Origin of the sequence: Nesterenkonia sandarakina (genome assembly GCF_003003175.1) — a bacterium.
Taxonomy (GTDB): Bacteria; Actinomycetota; Actinomycetes; order Actinomycetales; family Micrococcaceae; genus Nesterenkonia; species Nesterenkonia sandarakina_A.
The window spans coordinates 131,507-148,206 of sequence record NZ_PVTY01000008.1; the positions used below are offsets into that span (position 1 = coordinate 131,507).

General features: G+C 67.8%; 15 protein-coding genes. 3 read left to right on the plus strand and 12 right to left on the minus strand.

The window, feature by feature from the left end; translation table 11 throughout:
• Nucleotides 1-234 precede the first annotated feature (234 nt).
• The gene (locus tag BCL67_RS08225; protein ID WP_106122957.1) at nt 235-1,785 is read right to left on the minus strand and encodes a chitinase; all 1,551 of its coding nucleotides are present in this window, start codon (nt 1,783-1,785) and stop codon (nt 235-237) included.
• The gene (locus BCL67_RS08230) at nt 1,782-4,262 is read right to left on the minus strand and encodes a glycosyltransferase family 2 protein (RefSeq protein WP_106122958.1); all 2,481 of its coding nucleotides are present in this window, start codon (nt 4,260-4,262) and stop codon (nt 1,782-1,784) included. Before BCL67_RS08230 ends, BCL67_RS08225 begins: the two co-directional genes overlap by 4 nt.
• Nucleotides 4,263-4,470: 208 nt before the next feature.
• Here BCL67_RS08230 and BCL67_RS08235 point away from each other — a divergent pair, with 208 nt between their 5' ends.
• Complete coding sequence (locus BCL67_RS08235) at nt 4,471-5,553, plus strand: Gfo/Idh/MocA family protein (RefSeq protein ID WP_106122959.1); 1,083 nt, start codon at nt 4,471-4,473, stop codon at nt 5,551-5,553.
• A gap of 24 nt (nt 5,554-5,577) precedes the next feature.
• Here the strand turns inward: BCL67_RS08235 and BCL67_RS08240 are convergent, their stop codons facing one another.
• The 4 genes from BCL67_RS08240 to BCL67_RS08255 form a co-directional block, all read right to left on the minus strand.
• The gene (locus BCL67_RS08240; RefSeq protein ID WP_106122960.1) at nt 5,578-7,110 is read right to left on the minus strand and encodes a sodium/solute symporter; all 1,533 of its coding nucleotides are present in this window, start codon (nt 7,108-7,110) and stop codon (nt 5,578-5,580) included.
• Nucleotides 7,107-7,499 (minus strand): hypothetical protein, encoded by a 393-nt coding sequence (locus tag BCL67_RS08245; RefSeq protein WP_106122961.1) that lies wholly within the window; start codon nt 7,497-7,499, stop codon nt 7,107-7,109. Before BCL67_RS08245 ends, BCL67_RS08240 begins: the two co-directional genes overlap by 4 nt.
• Nucleotides 7,500-7,600: 101 nt before the next feature.
• Complete coding sequence (locus BCL67_RS08250) at nt 7,601-8,359, minus strand: LytR/AlgR family response regulator transcription factor (RefSeq protein ID WP_106122962.1); 759 nt, start codon at nt 8,357-8,359, stop codon at nt 7,601-7,603.
• A complete protein-coding gene (locus BCL67_RS08255) occupies nt 8,359-9,228 on the minus strand; it encodes a sensor histidine kinase (RefSeq protein ID WP_374955637.1) in 870 nt (289 codons plus the stop codon). The genes BCL67_RS08250 and BCL67_RS08255 overlap by 1 nt, the downstream gene beginning before the upstream one ends.
• A 215-nt stretch (nt 9,229-9,443) precedes the next feature.
• On the opposite strand from BCL67_RS08255, the gene BCL67_RS08260 reads away from it, so the two are divergent.
• The gene (locus BCL67_RS08260; RefSeq protein WP_106123009.1) at nt 9,444-9,806 is read left to right on the plus strand and encodes a DUF485 domain-containing protein; all 363 of its coding nucleotides are present in this window, start codon (nt 9,444-9,446) and stop codon (nt 9,804-9,806) included.
• A complete protein-coding gene (locus BCL67_RS08265) occupies nt 9,806-11,464 on the plus strand; it encodes a solute symporter family protein (protein WP_106122964.1) in 1,659 nt (552 codons plus the stop codon). The genes BCL67_RS08260 and BCL67_RS08265 overlap by 1 nt, the downstream gene beginning before the upstream one ends.
• Nucleotides 11,465-11,790: 326 nt before the next feature.
• On the opposite strand, the gene BCL67_RS08270 is transcribed toward BCL67_RS08265, so the two are convergent.
• From BCL67_RS08270 to rpsB, 6 genes are all read right to left on the minus strand, one after another.
• A complete protein-coding gene (locus tag BCL67_RS08270; protein WP_106122965.1) occupies nt 11,791-12,348 on the minus strand; it encodes a DivIVA domain-containing protein in 558 nt (185 codons plus the stop codon).
• Nucleotides 12,349-12,350: 2 nt separating this feature from the next.
• Entirely contained in the window at nt 12,351-13,205 is an 855-nt protein-coding gene (locus BCL67_RS08275; protein WP_106122966.1) for a phosphatidate cytidylyltransferase, read from the minus strand.
• Entirely contained in the window at nt 13,205-13,762 is a 558-nt protein-coding gene (gene frr, locus BCL67_RS08280; protein WP_106122967.1) for a ribosome recycling factor, read from the minus strand. Before frr ends, BCL67_RS08275 begins: the two co-directional genes overlap by 1 nt.
• Before the next feature lie 65 nt (nt 13,763-13,827).
• Nucleotides 13,828-14,550, minus strand: a complete 723-nt coding sequence (gene pyrH, locus BCL67_RS08285; RefSeq protein WP_106122968.1) for a UMP kinase — start codon at nt 14,548-14,550, stop codon at nt 13,828-13,830.
• A gap of 201 nt (nt 14,551-14,751) precedes the next feature.
• A complete protein-coding gene (tsf, locus tag BCL67_RS08290) occupies nt 14,752-15,591 on the minus strand; it encodes a translation elongation factor Ts (protein WP_106122969.1) in 840 nt (279 codons plus the stop codon).
• A 19-nt stretch (nt 15,592-15,610) separates the two neighbouring features.
• Nucleotides 15,611-16,516: a 30S ribosomal protein S2 gene (rpsB, locus tag BCL67_RS08295; RefSeq protein ID WP_106122970.1), complete on the minus strand. Its 906-nt coding sequence runs from the start codon at nt 16,514-16,516 to the stop codon at nt 15,611-15,613.
• Nucleotides 16,517-16,700: the final 184 nt, after the last annotated feature.

The following is a 16,700-nucleotide window of genomic DNA, read 5'->3' on the forward strand; positions in this document are numbered from 1 at the left end:
CACCGGCCCTGGGCGGGACGGGAGAAGCCGTCGAGAGTGAAGCAGCTGACGGTACGAGCGAGGTGACAGACATGGCATACATCCCGAGGCTCAGGCAGGTGGACCTGCAGAGGGACTGGTCCGCCGGTGAACGGCCCGGCGGACCCTGGTGCTGTATAGAGACTAAAGTCGACACCTTGCTGGACGCCCTAGGGCATGACCCTAGGCTCCGGCCGGCTCAGCGGCAGCGGTGGATCAGTCGAGGTCCTCCGCCACATCCTCTGCGGTCAGCGGCACCCAGGGCGAGCTGTCCGGGTTTCCCTGAGCGGCGTCCGGGCTGTCACCCTCGGTCCACCACTTCGCCTCATAGGGAGTCCCCTCCGAGAGCACCCGGTCGCCCTTCTCATAGGAGGTCGAGCCCTTCCACGTCGGGTAGGTGCCCTTCTCCACGGTGAAGACCGGCATCGGGGTCTCCCCGGGGAGGACCGGGCCGATCAGTTCCCACGGGGTGTCCCACGCCTCGAGAACCGGGTTGTCCGGGAGATCCCCGCGGGTCCACCACTTCGCCTCGTAGACGTTGCGATGCCAGACGATCTTGGTTCCCTCCAGGTACGACGCCTCTTCGTCCCAGATCGGATAGGGGCTGGTCTCGGGATCGTCGTCCTGCGGGGCCGCCGCCGCCGCCGCGTCGGGCTCCGTGGTGGCCGATGCCGCCTGTGCGGCATGACCGATGTAGCTCTGGCTGAGCACCTCGGAGAAGCGCACATCGCCTTGGTCGACCCCGCTGCAGGCGTCGGACACCCGGGAGGTGTCCGGGTAGTTCGACCCACAGGTCGCGTCCCGGTTCAGCGACCACATCGACATGCGACCGATCCCGTTCTCCACGGCGAACTCGTTGAAGCGCTGCGCATCATCGACGGTGAAGACCTCGTCCACCACGTCGTTCTGTCCGATCATCGGGGTCGCGCCGAGCTTGCCCCAGAGCACCGAGCTGCGCAGCGGAATTCCGGCCTGTTCGTAGATGATGCCGAGCTGGCGGTGGGTCGAGCGCATCGCAGCCGCGGAGGCGTCGAACATCGACCGCGACTCGCGAGCCTGACCGTAGTTCATCGTCATCAGGTTCACTCCGGCGAGGTCGGCGCCGGACTCCAGCATCGCGCTGACCACCTCCCGTCCGTCGACCGTGAGCCCGCTGGGGATCACCGGCAGCGTGAGCCACACCGCGAGCGGCCTGCCTTCGGCACCGAGCTGCTGCTGCAGCAGCGCCACCGCCTCTGCCCGCAGCGCGTTGCTCTTGGCATCCTCGAGCGCAGGGCCTTCGATGTCCAGATCGATGGTGTCGAGGTCGTAGCGCTCGATCACCTGCAGGTACGCCTCGGCGAGCTCCTCCGCTGAGTCGCAGACCGTCGCGAGCTCCTGGTTGATCGCCCCGCCGAAGGACACGACGACGCCGGCGCCCTGTTCACGCAGCCGCTGGATACGCCGGTCCAGATCGAGCTGCGCGCCGGCCTCGTCGAGGCCGTAGTAGGTCCCCCAACTGGGTGTGCAGCTGCCGTCCTCATCGGCCACGATGAAAGAGAGCACGACGTCGGGCACGTGCCCCTCGGCGTCGGCCGAGCCTTCCTCGAAGGCGTAGCTCGGGGTCGCGGTGACGTCGACATATCCGGCGAACCAATGAGGTGCCGGTTCCTGGGTGGCGCGAGCCTCATACATGCGTGCTCCTAGGACTCCGGCCACTGCGGTGGCCAGCACGATGAGGACGGCGAGGGTGACCCGCCATCGGGACAGTCTTACCGTGGTGCTCATGCCGCGGCCTCCTGGGCGTTGTGCGATTCGACCGCCGGGGGCATCCTCAATGACAGGGGCTGATAGGTGAGCTTGTGACTCATCAAGGGGTGCAGCACCGCCAGGGAAGCTGATCCTCCGGAGCTGCGCGTGGTCTGCGTCCCGTCGATCCGCGGCCCGCGATGGGCCGACCAGGTGCCCAGGGTCCCTTCATCGAGCACCAGTCGCCAGTCCAGCTGAGGGGTCTGGGATACGTCGGGGGCGGTCTTCTTCACACGTCGTCGGGGTCGCTTGGCGGGTGTGGTCTGCTCCACGTAGAACCAGCCACGGACCGCCACGGCGACATCCATCAGCGCGTTCCAGGGACCGATGTAGGCGATGAACGCCCAGGCGCCCCAGAAGGCGTTGAAGGCCGCGAAGGCCGCGTTGCCCCAGTTCTGCTGGGCGAGATCACGCCAGAGGGTCAGCAGCGAGAACGCCACGATCAGCACCGGCGCCAGCGCGTAGAGCCACGGGGCCGCAGTGCGGTTCCGGACCTTCGGGGTGCGGGCGAACGGGATCTTCTCCCCGGTCAGCGCCTGCTGCAGGGATTTGATCACGCCCGCCAGGTTGACCGGCAGCAGGATCAGGTTGAAGCCGTAGATCCGGAAGATGTCGGAGAACCGGTAGCCGCATTCGCGGAGGTCTGCCCCCATGGTCAGGAAGTACGGGACCGCGGCGAGAAGGATCAGCGGGCTGAGCAGCCGGGAGTCATAGGGGTAGGCGAGCAGGAAGATCAGCCCGAGCGAGGCCCAGGCGATCGAGGCCATGTAGTTCAGCCGCAGCAGCACTTCGCCCAGCTGGATCTGCTCCCCGCGGCGGCGCCTGGCGCGCAGCTCACGCACCAGCTTCGGCAGGATCAGCAGCCCACCGTTGGCCCAGCGGCGACGCTGGACCACCAGCGATCCGAAGTCTGGCGGTGTGGCGCTGTAGGAGAGCCGCTCCGGATAGTTCAGCAGCGTCCAGCCGTGAGCGCCGAGGTCGATGCTGGACTCCGTGTCCTCGATGACGGTGCGGTCCTGCACGAAACGCTTGACCAGGACCCCGTTCTCCCAGCTGGTCTCCGCGATGTCTTGGAGCGCCGCAGTGCGGATCACGGCATTGGCTCCCACCCAGAAGGTCGCTCCGGCGTAGCTCATCCCCTGGTGCAGCAGATGCTGGATGTCGGTGGTCGCCCCGGCGAGACGCTCGATCCGGGTGCTGGCCCCGCGGAAGGAGGAGTAAGGGGTCTGGGTGACCGCGATCCGCTCGTTGCCCGGCTGCTCCAGCAGGTGGACCAGACGCAGGCAGTACTCCGGCAGCAGCAGCGAATCAGCGTCGAGGGTGAGCACGAACTCGGCGGCGGGAACACTGAGGTCGGGGACCTCCCCGGGGTTGACCGGACGCAGCGCGGTCCCGGCGAAGCTCAGCTCCGCCTTGTAGTCGCCGCCGAGGAGCCCGAGGTAGGCGTTGAGGTTCATCGCCTTGTTCGCCTCATGGGAGAGGTTCGTATAGGTCTTGCGCTCGAAGCTGCTGAGCCGGGCGTTGAAGATCCAGGCGAGTCGGCGATGCATCTGCAGCATGCGCTCGGCACTCGGGAGCTCCTGGGACGTCGCGGCCATGACCAGAGCGTCGGCGGTGGCATCGAGCTCGGTGGCGAGACTCCCGAGCACCTCGGTGCAGAAGAAGTCGTCCACGTGATCCGCACGAGCCTCCCCCGCCACCATCTTGCGCAGCCAGCTTCCACCCGAGGAGTAGTGCCCGGCCAGGGTCAGCACCTGCAACGAGTTCACCTTCCGGCCCTGCGCAAGACCCATCTCGTAGGTCACCAGCGCATCAGACATCCTGGTCCCGGGGCGTTTCAGCGCGGCCTCGATCTCAGCCGCCAGGGCTCGGGTCTGCTCCAGTGCGGGACTCTGCGAGCCGGGGGCGTCGTCGATGAGCAGCACCACGTGAATCTCCGGATACTCCTGCAGGGCGGCCGACCAGAGGGTCTGACGCACCACACCGGGCTCCTCGGCGTAGGAGGGCACCAGCACGACCATCGGGGAGTCGTCCGCAGACCGCTGCGAGACGGCGCTCTGCCGGCTGAAGTGGGCGTCGAGCTCGACCCGGGAGGCGCGCCGGTGGGACCGGAAGCGCAGCAGCGCGCCGTGGCGGGCCACCAGGTACATCAGGGCGGAGAAGGTCAGCATCGTCACCACCAGCAGGTACCCCACGGTCTCCATGGTGAAGCGGAAGTTCTGCGAGCCGTACTCCAGGAACTGCCAGAGCACGGTGCTGATGACGTAGCCGACCCAGGCCAGCACGGTGGCGAGGATCGCCAGCCGGCTGAGCACGATCCGGCGCAGGCTCGGTCGGGGATGCACCACCGGCAGCGGTTCGGTGCGGCGTTCGGCACCGAGCTGACGTCGTCGTCGGGGGGTCGAGTCGGCGGGGGGAAGGACGGCGGTCAGCGCGGAGCTGGGTGAGACTGGCATGGTGTGGCATCCCGGTGATCGGGCAGGTGGTCCTGCTAGGGGGCAGGTCCGCCGGTGAACGGGCCGGCGGACCCTGGTGCGAGATAGAGACTATTGTCTATACCCCCGGGGGCACCCTGGGGTGGCACCCTAGGCTTTCGTCGCGGAGCGGACAGCCGTCCGAATTGGTTGCCTGAGGAAAACTCCTGCTCGGTGTATCCTCAGGCCCATGACTGTGAGCCATGCAACACCTGCCTTCCCAGAAGACGCCTCCACCGACTCCACCCGCTCCGCCGAGCCGCATCACGCCTCCGCCCGTCCCAGCGGACTGCGCTGGGGCATCCTCGCCACCGGGTTCATCGCCGGACAGTTCACCTCCGATGCCCTGCTCGCTGGGCTCGACGTGCGTGCCGTGGGCTCCCGCTCAGCGGAGTCCGCGCAGCGCTTCGCCGCGACCTACGGCATCCCCCGCGCCCACGGCTCCTACGAGGCGCTCGTGGCGGACCCCGAGGTCGACATCGTCTACGTGGCCACCCCGCACCCGATGCACCGCGAGACCGCGGGCATGGCCCTGCAGGCGGGCAAGCATGTGCTGGTGGAGAAGCCGTTCACGCTCAACCGGGCAGAGGCCGTGGAGCTGCGCGACATCGCCGCCCGTCACGGCCTGCTGGTCATGGAGGCCATGTGGACCCGCTACCTGCCGCATATGCGCCGGATCCGCGAGATCATCGCGGCCGGCGGCATCGGCGAGGTGCGCACCGTCTTCGCCGACCACACCCAGTCCATGCCCACCGATCCCGAGCACCGGATCAATTCACTGAGCCTCGGCGGCGGCGCACTGCTGGACCTGGGCGTCTACCCGATCTCCTTCGCCTGGGACATCCTCGGAGAACCGATCAGCATCCAGGCCGCCGCGCACTTCGGTGCCACCGGAGCAGACACCGAGGTCGCCACCGTGATGACCCACCTCTCCGGCGCTCTCTCGACGACGACGACCTCATCGCGCGCCAAGGGTCCCAACATCGCCCATATCGTGGGCACCGAGGGCCGGATCGACATCGACGGAGTCTGGTACACCTCCGCGGACTTCGATCACCGCGCCACGGACGGCACGCTGCTGGAGCGCTACGAGTCGCCCCGGGAGGGCGTGGGCATGCAGCATCAGGCGCTCGCAGCCGAGGACTACGTGACGCGAGGGGTGCTCACGGGTGAGCGGCTGAGCGTGGACGATTCGGTGCGGATCATGGGCACCCTGGATGAGATCCGCGCCCAGATCGGGCTGCGCTATCCCGGAGAACCCCGGCTGCGCTGAGGTCCGGGGTGCTGGCGTGCGGCCTCAGCGGCCAGGCCGCAGCGCCGCGACCTCGGGGGTGTGCAGCCGCTCCATGACCGCATCGGCGTGGCTCGGCGGCTGCTCGGACCCGAACCGGCTCACCAGCACGGTCACGGCGAACGCCAGCGGGACGCACCACAGCGCCGGGGAGACCAGCAGCTGCAGCGGGCCGTCCTGCACCGGACCCTCCCCCAGAACCAGGCCCAGCACCTGCGCGGCCAGCGAGCTCACCGCGCCCACCGCCATGCCCCAGAACGCGCCCTGGGCGGTGAGCCCGCGCCACCAGACTCCCAGCAGCATCACCGGTGCCAGCGCGGCGGCGGTGAAGGTGAAGACCATCGCCACCGCCCCGGCGAGCGCCAGCTCCGAGGTCGCAGATCCGACCACCAGCGGGACCGCGATCGCCAGCAGCGCGCCGAGCCGGAACCCGCGCACCGTTCCGGAGAAGAACTCCTGGGAGAGCACCCCGGAGACCGAGACCACCAGCCCCGAGGTGGTCGAGAGGAACGCCGCAAAGGCTCCCCCGGCGATCAGCGCGGTGAGCACGTCGCTGGCGAGACCGTCGAAGACCGCGGAGGGCAGCCGCAGGATCGCGGTGTCGTGGCTGAGTCCGCCGGTGCCCGCCAGCGCACCGGCCGCCGTCGTCGTGCCCCAGACCATCCTCGCGACGACCCCGAGCACCACCGGCAGCAGGTAGAACAGCATCAGCAGGCCCAGCAGGAAGGTGATCGTGCGGCGGGCGGCGACGCCGTCCGGGTTGGTGTAGAACCGGACCAGCACGTGTGGCAGCCCGAGGGTGCCCATCATCAGCGCCACGAGCACCGAGAGGCTGCGGGAGAACTCACCCCACTGATCTCCGGAACCGTCCAGTGCGGCCAGACCCGCGGACCAGGCGCCGTTGAACTCGGGCAGCTCCAGCCGATCCCAGAACCCGACCTGGAGCAGGATGAACACGGTGGGCACCAGCAGCGCGGTGAGCTTGATCCAGTATTGGACCGCCTGGGCCAGGGTCACCGAGCGCATTCCACCGGTGAGCACCACGAAGAGCACCACCAGGGCGACCAGCATCGGACCCACCCAGCCGGGCGCACCCCCGGTGGCGGAGAGCGCGATCGACGCGCCGTGCAGCTGCGGGACGATGTAGAGCCAGCCCGCGGCGACCACGACGATCACCGTCATGCGGCGCATCGTCGCGGAGCGGAAGCGCAGCACCACGAAGTCCGGGATCGTGTAGGCCCCGGAGCGGCGAAGCGGGGCGGCCATGAAGAGCAGCACGATCAGGAACCCGGCGGTGTAGCCGACGGGGAACCACAGCCCGTAGGTCCCGTGGGCGAGGATCAGGCCTGCGACGCCCAGGAAGCTGGCGGCGGAGAGGAACTCCCCGGCGATGGCGGAGGCGTTCATCCACGGCGGGACGCGCCGTGAGGCCACGAAGAAGTCCCCGGTGCTGCGCGAGAACCCCGGGCTGCCCAGCAGCAGGGTGACTGCGCACACCAGCGCGACGGCGGCCAGGACGGTGAGCTGCTCGCCGGTCATCGTGGAGCCTGCGGGGCGGGGCTGCGCAGGTCGAGTCCGAGGACCTCGGCCCAGAGCCGTTCGTTGGCCTCGGCGCGACGGCGGTAGTACCAGGCCAGGCCGAGCAGCACGGGGAAGAACCCGACGCCAGGCACGGCCCAGGACAGCGGCACGCCCCAGAGCGTGATCGCGCCGAGACCGGTGGTGACCAGCAGCAGGCTGGTCAGCACCACAGCGGTGAAGAAGCCGACGCCGAGGAGCAGCGCGAGCCGCAGCTGGGCGCGGATCAGGCTGCGCACCGCCTGGGCCCGCTGATCGGAGTCGGCTCCGGCGCTGCGGGCATGATCGGCGGCCTGTCCCCGGGTCAGCAGCGCCTCGGCGACCGTGGGGATCGCCTGCGGTCCGCGCACTGCGGTCCACGGCGTCGTCCCCGGCCCAGGCGCCGAGCCGGCCGTCCCTCGAGGTGTCACTGCGTCGGGGTCTGGTGCGGGGTGAGCACCGGGGTCGCGCATCAGCGACCCAGCTCCAGGCGTTCGCGCACCTGAGGCATCAGACGTCGGCTGACCTCGAGCTCGGCGCCGGGGACCTCGATGAGCATGCGACCCTGCCGGCGGGTCACCCGCTGCACGTGGAGCACGTTGACCAGGGAAGACCGGTGGGTGCGGATGAAACCGTGCTCCTGCCACGCCTCCGCGAGCTCGGCCAGCGGGCTGCGCAGCAGGTAGGTTCCGGCCTGGGTGTGGAGCCGGGCGTAGTCCCCGTGCGCCTGGACCCAGCGGATGTCGTGCAGATTCACCAGCACCGTGGAGTCGCCTTGGAGCACCGAGACCCGGACCGCTTCGGGTCGATCCTGGGTGGCGGCGTCCCGCGCGGCCGACGCTCGGCGCAGCGCCTCCGCCAGCCGTTCCGCGCGCACCGGTTTGAGCAGGTAGTCCCGTGCTTCGAGCTCGAAGGCCTCCACGGCGGGATGAGCATCGGCGGTCACGAAGATCACCTGCGGCCCAGACTCGTCCTGGGGTTCGGCGGCCGGGAGATCCCGCAGCCGGCGCGCCAGGGCAAGGCCGCTCATCCCAGGCATATGGATGTCGAGCAGCACCACATCGATGCGTCGCCGTTGGAGCACCTGTTCGGCGCTGCGCGCGTCGGGCGCGGTGAAGACCTCGCCTGCCTGAGGCTCGGAGCCCAGCAGCCACGTCATCTGGGACAGCGCCAGCGGCTCGTCGTCGACCACCAGGATGCTCAGACCCTGCGGATTCACGGTCGCGTCCATCACGATTCCTCCTGGTGCTGGTGTGGCTGATCGGGCTGGTGTGGCTGATCGGGCTGGAATGGATCCGGCTGGAACTTCGGGACCCGCATCGAGACCTTCATCCCCGCCCCCGGAGCGGTCTCGACCATCAGTCCGGCCGCGGCGCCGTAGGCCTGACGCAGCCGCAGATCTACGTTGCGCACGCCGATGTGAGCGTTCCCGGCCTCCCCGTGGAGCACCTGGTGCATCACCTGCGGATCGGCACCGTGCCCGTCGTCCTCCACGCTGATCTCGGCATGGGTGGCGGTGTCGGCGGCGCGCAGCCAGACCGTGCCGGACCCGGTGTCGGAGTCCATGCCGTGTCGTACCGCATTCTCCACCAGGGGCTGGACCGCGAGGAAGGGGATCCGCACGCCGAGCACCTCCGGAGCGATCTGCAGCCTCACCTGGATCCGATCCCCGAAGCGCGCCTTCTCCAGGAGCACATAGCTCTCGACGGCGGCGAGCTCCTCGCGCAGCGTGGTGAACTCCCCCTCGGCGCGCAGGCTGTATCGGGTGAAGTCGGCGAAGTCGAGCACCAGTTCCCGCGCCCGGACCGGGTCGGTGGGGATCGTCGCGGCGATGGCGTTGAGGCTGTTGTAGATGAAGTGCGGGGAGATCTGAGCGCGCAGCGAGCGCAGCTCGGCCTCCACCAGCTGACGCCGCAGCTCCGCCTCCACCGGGGCCTGACTCAGCTGCGCGCGGACCTCGGGGCTGATCACCGCCTCCCGCGCGGAGGCTTCGCCGGCGTCGTCGTCGTGGGTGCGGTAGAGCAGGACGGCAGCCAGCACCACCCCGGCCACCAAGGCCAGGGCGAGCACCAGGGGGCCGAGCTCTGCCAGGAAATCCATCGTGCTCATCCTATGAGGGCGGGACCCGGTCTGTTGCACAGCTCACCCTCTCCGGCGCAGTGGCCGCGAGATGACCACTCATCGCTAATCAAGTGCCGCTCGTCGCACAGAACCGCCAAGAGGGCAACAGTGACCCGGATCACAATGCACTCTGGAGATACACGACCATGACCGAGGCCCGCTTCTGCGTGCCGACCTACTTTGAAGGAGTCGCCATGACACAAGTCAATGCCCCCCACGCGGGGCCCGTTGACTACCAGGAGGTGCAGGCGCGCGAAGACTTCCAGGAGCTTCGCAGGACGCACCGCAGCTTCGTCTTCCCGATGACCGCGTTCTTCCTCATCTGGTACATCGCCTTCGTGATCGCCGCCGCGTTCTTCCCCGACTTCATGGCCATTTCGGTCTGGGGAAACATCAACCTCGGCCTGGTGCTGGGACTCGCGCAGTTCGTCACCACTTTCTTGATCACCGGGCTCTATGTCTGGTTCAGCAACTCGAAGATGGACCCGAAATCCACGGCGATCCGACTCGAGCTCGAAGCCCGCGGCGCGGGCCTTCCTGAGGAGGACAAGCACTGATGAACTCCCTGTTCAACGCATCCAGCATCGATGCAGGCCTGGCGCCGCTGGCGACCGCGGCCGCCGAGGCGGGCTCCGACGTCGGCAGCCCGCTGGCGAACATCGCCATCTTCCTGGTCTTCGTGGGCGTCACGCTGTTCTTCGTGATCCGCGCGTCGAAGAACACCAGCACCGCCGCCGACTACTACGCCGGCGGCCGGTCCTTCTCCGGCACGCAGAACGGCACCGCGATCGCCGGTGACTACCTCTCTGCAGCGTCCTTCCTCGGCATCGTCGGCGCCATCGCGATCTACGGCTACGACGGCTTCCTGTACTCCATCGGCTTCCTGGTGGCCTGGCTGATCGCCCTGCTGCTGGTCGCCGAGCTGATGCGCAACACCGGCAAGTTCACCATGGCCGACGTGCTCAGCTTCCGGCTGCGCCAGCAGCCGGTCCGCATCGCCGCCGCCATCTCCACCCTCGCGGTCTGCCTGTTCTACCTGCTCGCCCAGATGGCAGGTGCCGGCGCGCTGGTCTCGCTGCTGCTGGGCATCGACAGCGGGATCGGCCAGTCGCTGATCATCGCGGTCGTCGGCGCGCTGATGATCTTCTACGTCTTCATCGGCGGCATGAAGGGCACCACCTGGGTCCAGATCATCAAGGCCACCCTGCTGATCGCCGGCTCCGCCGTCATGACCATCTGGGTCCTGGCGCTCTACGGCTTCAACTTCTCCGAGCTGCTCGGCGCGGCCGTGGAGAACACCGGCGAGGAGGCACTCCTCGAGCCCGGCCTGCAGTACGGGGCGGACCTGTTCACCAAGCTGGACTTCATGTCCCTGGGCATCGCCCTGGTCCTGGGCACCGCCGCCCTGCCGCACGTGCTGATCCGGTTCTACACGGTTCCCACCGCCAAGGACGCCCGCAAGTCCGTGGTCGTGGCCATCGCCCTGATCGGCGCGTTCTACCTGTTCACCCTGGTGCTGGGCTACGGCGCAGCAGCACTGCTGGACACCGAGACGATCCTGGCAGCACCCGGCGGGCAGAACTCCGCGGCACCGCTGCTGGCCTATGAGCTCGGCGGCACACTCCTGCTGGGCTTCATCGCCGCCGTCGCCTTCGCCACCATCCTCGCGGTGGTCGCCGGACTGACCATCACGGCCTCGGCCTCCTTCGCCCACGACGTCTACGCCCAGGTCATCAAGAAGGGCAAGATCGACTCCGCCGGCGAGGTCAAGGCGGCGAAGATGACCGTGATCGTGGTCGGCATCCTCGCGATCCTGGGCGGCATCGGCGCCCAGGGGCAGAACGTCGCCTTCCTGGTGGCGCTGGCCTTCGCGGTCGCCGCTTCGGCGAACCTGCCGACGATCCTGTACTCGCTGTTCTGGAAGCGGTTCACCACCCGTGGCGCGCTGTGGTCCATGTACGGCGGACTCGGCTCGGCGCTGCTGCTGATCGCCTTCTCCCCCGTGGTCTGGGGCCGCGACACCTCGTTCTTCCCTGAGATCGATCTGGCGCTGTACCCGCTGACCAACCCCGGTCTGGTCTCGATCCCACTGGCGTTCCTGCTGGGCTGGATCGGGTCACTGACCTCGAAGGTCTCCGAGGATCCTGCCAAGCAGGCCGAGATGGAGATCCGGTCCCTGACCGGCGTGGGTGCAGAGAAGGCCACCGAGCACTAGGCCTTCGCCCCACCCCGTTTCGTTGAGGGGCGGATTCTACGAGTACTTGAGGCCGACATCGGCTTGAGATACTCGTAGAATCCGCCCCTCAACTGTGTGTGGTGGGTCTTTCCGGGCGCCAGCCCTGCTGGAGCAGCGCGCGGGCCGGTGCTGGCTCGGGTTCCTGCGGCAGTCCCGTGCCGGAGCAGACCCCGTGGGCGAGCTGGCGCAGCAGGTCGTTCGCCCGCTCGGGTGGGGCTGTGGGCGTCAGCTGTGGAGATGCCGCAAGGGACCGGTCACTGGGGAAAACGCTGGGACACCGATCCCACACACGTGGAGGGGCTGAATCAGCCGACGGAGGCCATGATCTCGGTCATCTTGTCCAGGAACGCATCCACCTGGGCCTCGTCGTAGCCGTTGTGGCCGTGGGCGCCGCTGAAGGTGATGGTGCGGACCTCGTCCACGCTCATCGGGTTCTCGCCGTCGAGATACTGCTCGAGCTGGCGGCAGAGCTCGTCGACCTGTTCCTTGCGGTAGCCGTTGGTGGCGGAGTGTGCGGGCTCGCGGAAACGCTTGCCGTCGGGGCGGGAGAGCCGGCCGCGCAGCGGCTCGGCGCGCTCGGCGAGCATCTCGTACCAGGCGTCCTCGCCGTGGGCATCGATGTACTTGTCCCGCTCGGCGCCCGCGAAGGCGTCCTCGAGCCGGTCCAGCGCACCGTCGACCTCGGCCGGGTCGTAGCCGCCTCCGGTCATGGAGAAGCTGACGTCACGGATCTCTGAGAGGGCCATGCCCTCGCCGGAGTCATAGGCCACGCGGGCCCGTCCCATGAACTCGTCAACCTCATCGCGGTTGTACCCCTGCTCCTGATCGTTCAGGAGCGTGAACAGTGCCGTCTCGTTCGCCATGCTCACAATCCTAGTGGCACTCCGCCGGCATCGACGTTAAGCGCCACGACGACAAAGAACGCGGTGGGCATCGCGAAGACCAGCGAGTCCAGCCGGTCCATCACTCCGCCGTGACCAGGCAGGAGCCGGGACATGTCCTTGATGCCGAGCTCGCGCTTGACCATCGACTCGGAGAAGTCGCCCGCCGTGGAGGCGATCACCACCGCGACGGCGAGCAGCGCGCCCACGTAGAGCGGCTCCTCGAAGATGAGCCAGGACGTCAGCACACCCACCCCGGTGGCGCCGAGCAGCGAGCCGCCGAAGCCCTCCCAGGACTTCTTGGGGCTGATCTTCGGCGCCATCGGGTGCTTGCCGAAGAACACCCCGAAGAGGTAGCCGAAGGTGTCGTTGGAGACCACCAGCAGCACCACGACGACGAGGCGCCAGTCGCCCTGGTCGAGATTGAGCAGCAGCACCGCGAAGGACATCATGAACGGCACCCAGCAGGCCACGAAGATCGAGGACAGGATGGACCGTCCCGGATCCCGGACCTTCCAGAGCGCGGCGGCGACGACGATGGCCAGCGCGGTGGCCATCAGCGCCAGCGTCAGTGCCTCCACCCCGCCGAAGTAGGCGGCGGTGGGCATGGCGACGGCGCCGAGGAACAGCGGAATCTTCGGCAGCCGCAGCTGATGTCCGGTGGGGGCCACGCGCGTCTCGAGCGCGCGGGCCACCTCCCAGACACCCATCGACAGCAGGATCGTCCAGACGAAGATCAGCATCAGCTCGAAGAAGAAGATCCCGAGCAGTGCGGGTACCAGCAGGACGATGCCGGTGATGATGGCTGCGGGCAGATTCCTCCCAGCTTTGCCCGACATCAGACCTCGAGCAGCTCAGCTTCCTTGCGCTTGCTCATCTCGTCGATCTTCTCGACGTAGGACTTGGTGAGGCTCTCGAGCTCCTTGGTGCCCCGCTCGCCGTCGTCCTTGCCGACGTCGCCGTCCTTGATGGCCTTCTCGATGAGGTCCTTGGACTTGCGCCGGGTGTTGCGCACCGACACCTTATGGTCCTCACCCTTGGACTTGATCAGCTTCACGTACTCCTTGCGGCGCTCCTCGGTGAGGTCCGGGACCGTGATCCGGATCTGCTTGCCGTCGTTGGAGGGATTGGCGCCGATCTCCGAGTCCGAGAGCGCCCGCTCGATGTCGCGCATCGCGGAGATGTCGAAGGGGGTGATCAGGATGGTCTTGGCGTCCGGGGTGGAGAAGGAGGCCAGCTGCTGCAGCGGGGTGGCGGAGCCGTAGTAGTCGACCAGCACGCGCGAGTACATCGCCGGGTTGGCCCGTCCGGTGCGCACGGTGCTGAAGTCGATCTGGGTGGCCTCGATGGCTCGCTCGAACTGCTCCTTGGCGTCTGCCAGGGTCTCATCAATCACGGGGGTCTCCTTATGGGATGACGTTGAGGATGGAATAGAGGTTCAGTCTAGTGGGGGCCACCAGGTCAGGGGGTGACCAGCGTGCCGATCTCTTCGCCGAGCAGGGCACGGGTCACGTTGCCCTCCCCCTCCATGCCGAACACGCGCATGTTGAGGTCGTTGTCGTTGCACATGGTCATCGCGGTCTGATCCATCACCCGGATGTTCCTGCGCAGCGCGTCGCCGTAGGTCAGGTGATCGAGCTTCTGCGCGTCTGGGGTGGTCTTCGGATCGGCGGTGTAGACCCCGTCCACCCCGGACTTGGCCATCAGCACCATATCGGAGCGGGTCTCGAGGGCGCGCTGGGCACAGACGGTGTCGGTGGAGAAGTAGGGCATGCCCGCGCCGGCGCCGAAGACGACGACCCGGTCCTTCTCCATGTGCCGCACCGCGCGCAGCGGGATGTAGGACTCCGCGACCTGCCCCATGGTGATGGCGGTCTGCACGCGGGTGGGCTGGCCGGCCTGCTCCAGGAAGTCCTGCAGCGCCAGGGCGTTCATCACGGTGCCCAGCATGCCGATGTAGTCGGCGCGGGCCCGGTCCATGCCGGCCCGGGAGAGCTCGGCGCCGCGGAAGAAGTTGCCGCCGCCGACGACGACCGAGACCTCCACCTGGCCCTTGACCGCCGCGATCTGCTCAGCGATCCCGCGGACCGTGGCCGGATCGACTCCCACTGCGCCTCCGCCGAAGACCTCTCCGGAGAGCTTCAGGAGGACTCGGCGGCGGTGTGACGGTGTCTCTGCGGTCATGGGTGTCCTCCAGGGGATCGTGGGGCGGTGTGAGGCGGGCGGTTGAGGTGCTGCGCCGCTGCTGCCTGCTCGTCTTCTCGGGTGTGGGCACAGAAAAGGGGGTGACCACCTCGTGTGAAGTGGTCACCCCCTTGACGTCTGAATTGATGAGCTGCGACCAGTCTAGTGGTCAGCCGCACGTCGCTTCAGCTGCGTTGAGTCTCAGGCTCCGACGCGGAAGCGAGCCAGACCCTTGGCGGACGTGCCGGCGGACTCGAGGACCTGGGTGACGGTCTTCTTCGGGTCCTTGGCGAACGGCTGGTCGACCAGCACGTTGTCCTTGAAGTACGCGTTGGTGCGTCCTTCGATGATCTTGGTCATCGCCTGCTCGGGCTTGTTCTCGGCCCGGGCGGTCTCCTCCGCGATGCGGCGCTCGTCGGCCACGGTCTCGGCGGGGACCTCGTCGCGGGTCAGGAACTGCGGGGACAGCGCGGCGGCGTGCACCGCGATGTCGTGAGCAGCCTCTTTGGCCTGGTCCGAATCAGCGTCGACGGCGAAGAGCACGCCGACCTGTGCCGGGAGGTCCTTGGAGGTCTTGTGCAGGTAGGCGTCCACGAAGGCACCCTCTACCGTGGCAAGACGACGCACGACGACCTTCTCGCCGAGGATCGCACCCTCTTCGGTGACGAAGTCGACGAGCTTCTTGCCCTCGACGTCGGCCTCCAGGAGTGCCTCCACGGTGCTCACGTCGTGGGCGACAGCGGTCTCGAGGACCTTGTCGGCCAGCGCGACGAACTTCGCGGACTTGGCCACGAAGTCGGTCTCGGCGTTGATCTCGACCAGGAAGCCCTTGGTGCCGTTGACGACCTTGGCGGTGACCAGGCCCTCAGCGGCGGAGCGCCCTTCGCGCTTGGCGGCACCCTTGAGTCCGCGGATCCGGATGGCCTCGAGGGCCTTCTCGGTATCGCCGTCGGTCTCGTCGAGAGCCTTCTTCACGTCCATCATGCCGGCGCCGGTGCGCTCACGCAGGGCCTTGATGTCTGCAGCGGTGTAGTTCGCCATAGAAAAGCAGTTCCTCTCTTTACTTGGCTTCTTCAGCCGAAGCTTCGGTGGACTCGGTGGACTCAGCAGCAGGTGCCTCGGCGGCCGGCGCGGACTGCTCAGCCTTGGCGGGCTCGGCGGCCTCGCCTGACTGCTCGGTCTTCGCGGAGGACTCGGTGGCGTGCTGCTCGAGGAGCTCGCGCTCCCACTCGGCCATCGGCTCTGCAGCCGTGCCGGAGCCGCCGCCGCGCTTGGATTCGCGAGCCATGAGGCCATCGGCCACTGCGTCGGCGATCACGCGGGTCAGCAGGTCCACGGACCGGATGGCGTCGTCGTTGCCCGGGATCGGGTAGTTGACGTCATCGGGATCGCAGTTGGTGTCGAGGATGGCGATCACGGGGATGCCCAGCTTCTTGGCCTCGTCGACCGCAAGGTGCTCCTTGTTGGTGTCGACGATCCAGACTGCGGAAGGAGTCTTGGTGAGGTTGCGGATACCACCGAGGTTGGACTGCAGCTTGGTGAGCTCGCGGCGCATCAGCAGCAGTTCCTTCTTGGTGTGCCCGGAGCCTGCGACGTCGTCGAAGTCGATCTCCTCGAGCTCCTTCATGCGCTGGACGCGCTTGGAGACCGTCTGGAAGTTGGTCAGCATTCCGCCGAGCCAACGGTGGTTGACGTAGGGCTGGCCGACGCGGGTCGCCTGCTCGGCGATGGCTTCCTGACCCTGCTTCTTGGTGCCGACGAAGAGGACGGAGCCGCCGTGGGCGACGGTCTGCTTCACGAACTCGTAGGCGTTGTCGATGTAGGACAGCGACTGCTGGAGGTCAACGATGTAGATACCGTTGCGCTCGGTGAAGATGAAGCGCTTCATCTTCGGGTTCCAGCGGCGAGTCTGGTGTCCGAAGTGGACGCCGGAGTCGAGCAGCTGGCGCATGGTGACGACAGGCATGGTATTTCCTTTCAATGCCGGGCTTGGAACATGGAGGACACGCCTCATGCAGCTCCGGCTGGGTTTCTCGGTTGGACAATGGCCCGGTTCTCTCGGGCTCCTGGCAGAAGAGGGAGGGGACTCGCGTTCTCCCCGCACAGCTGTTCCACTCTGATGAACAGCATGCGGACCGATGAGAATCGCC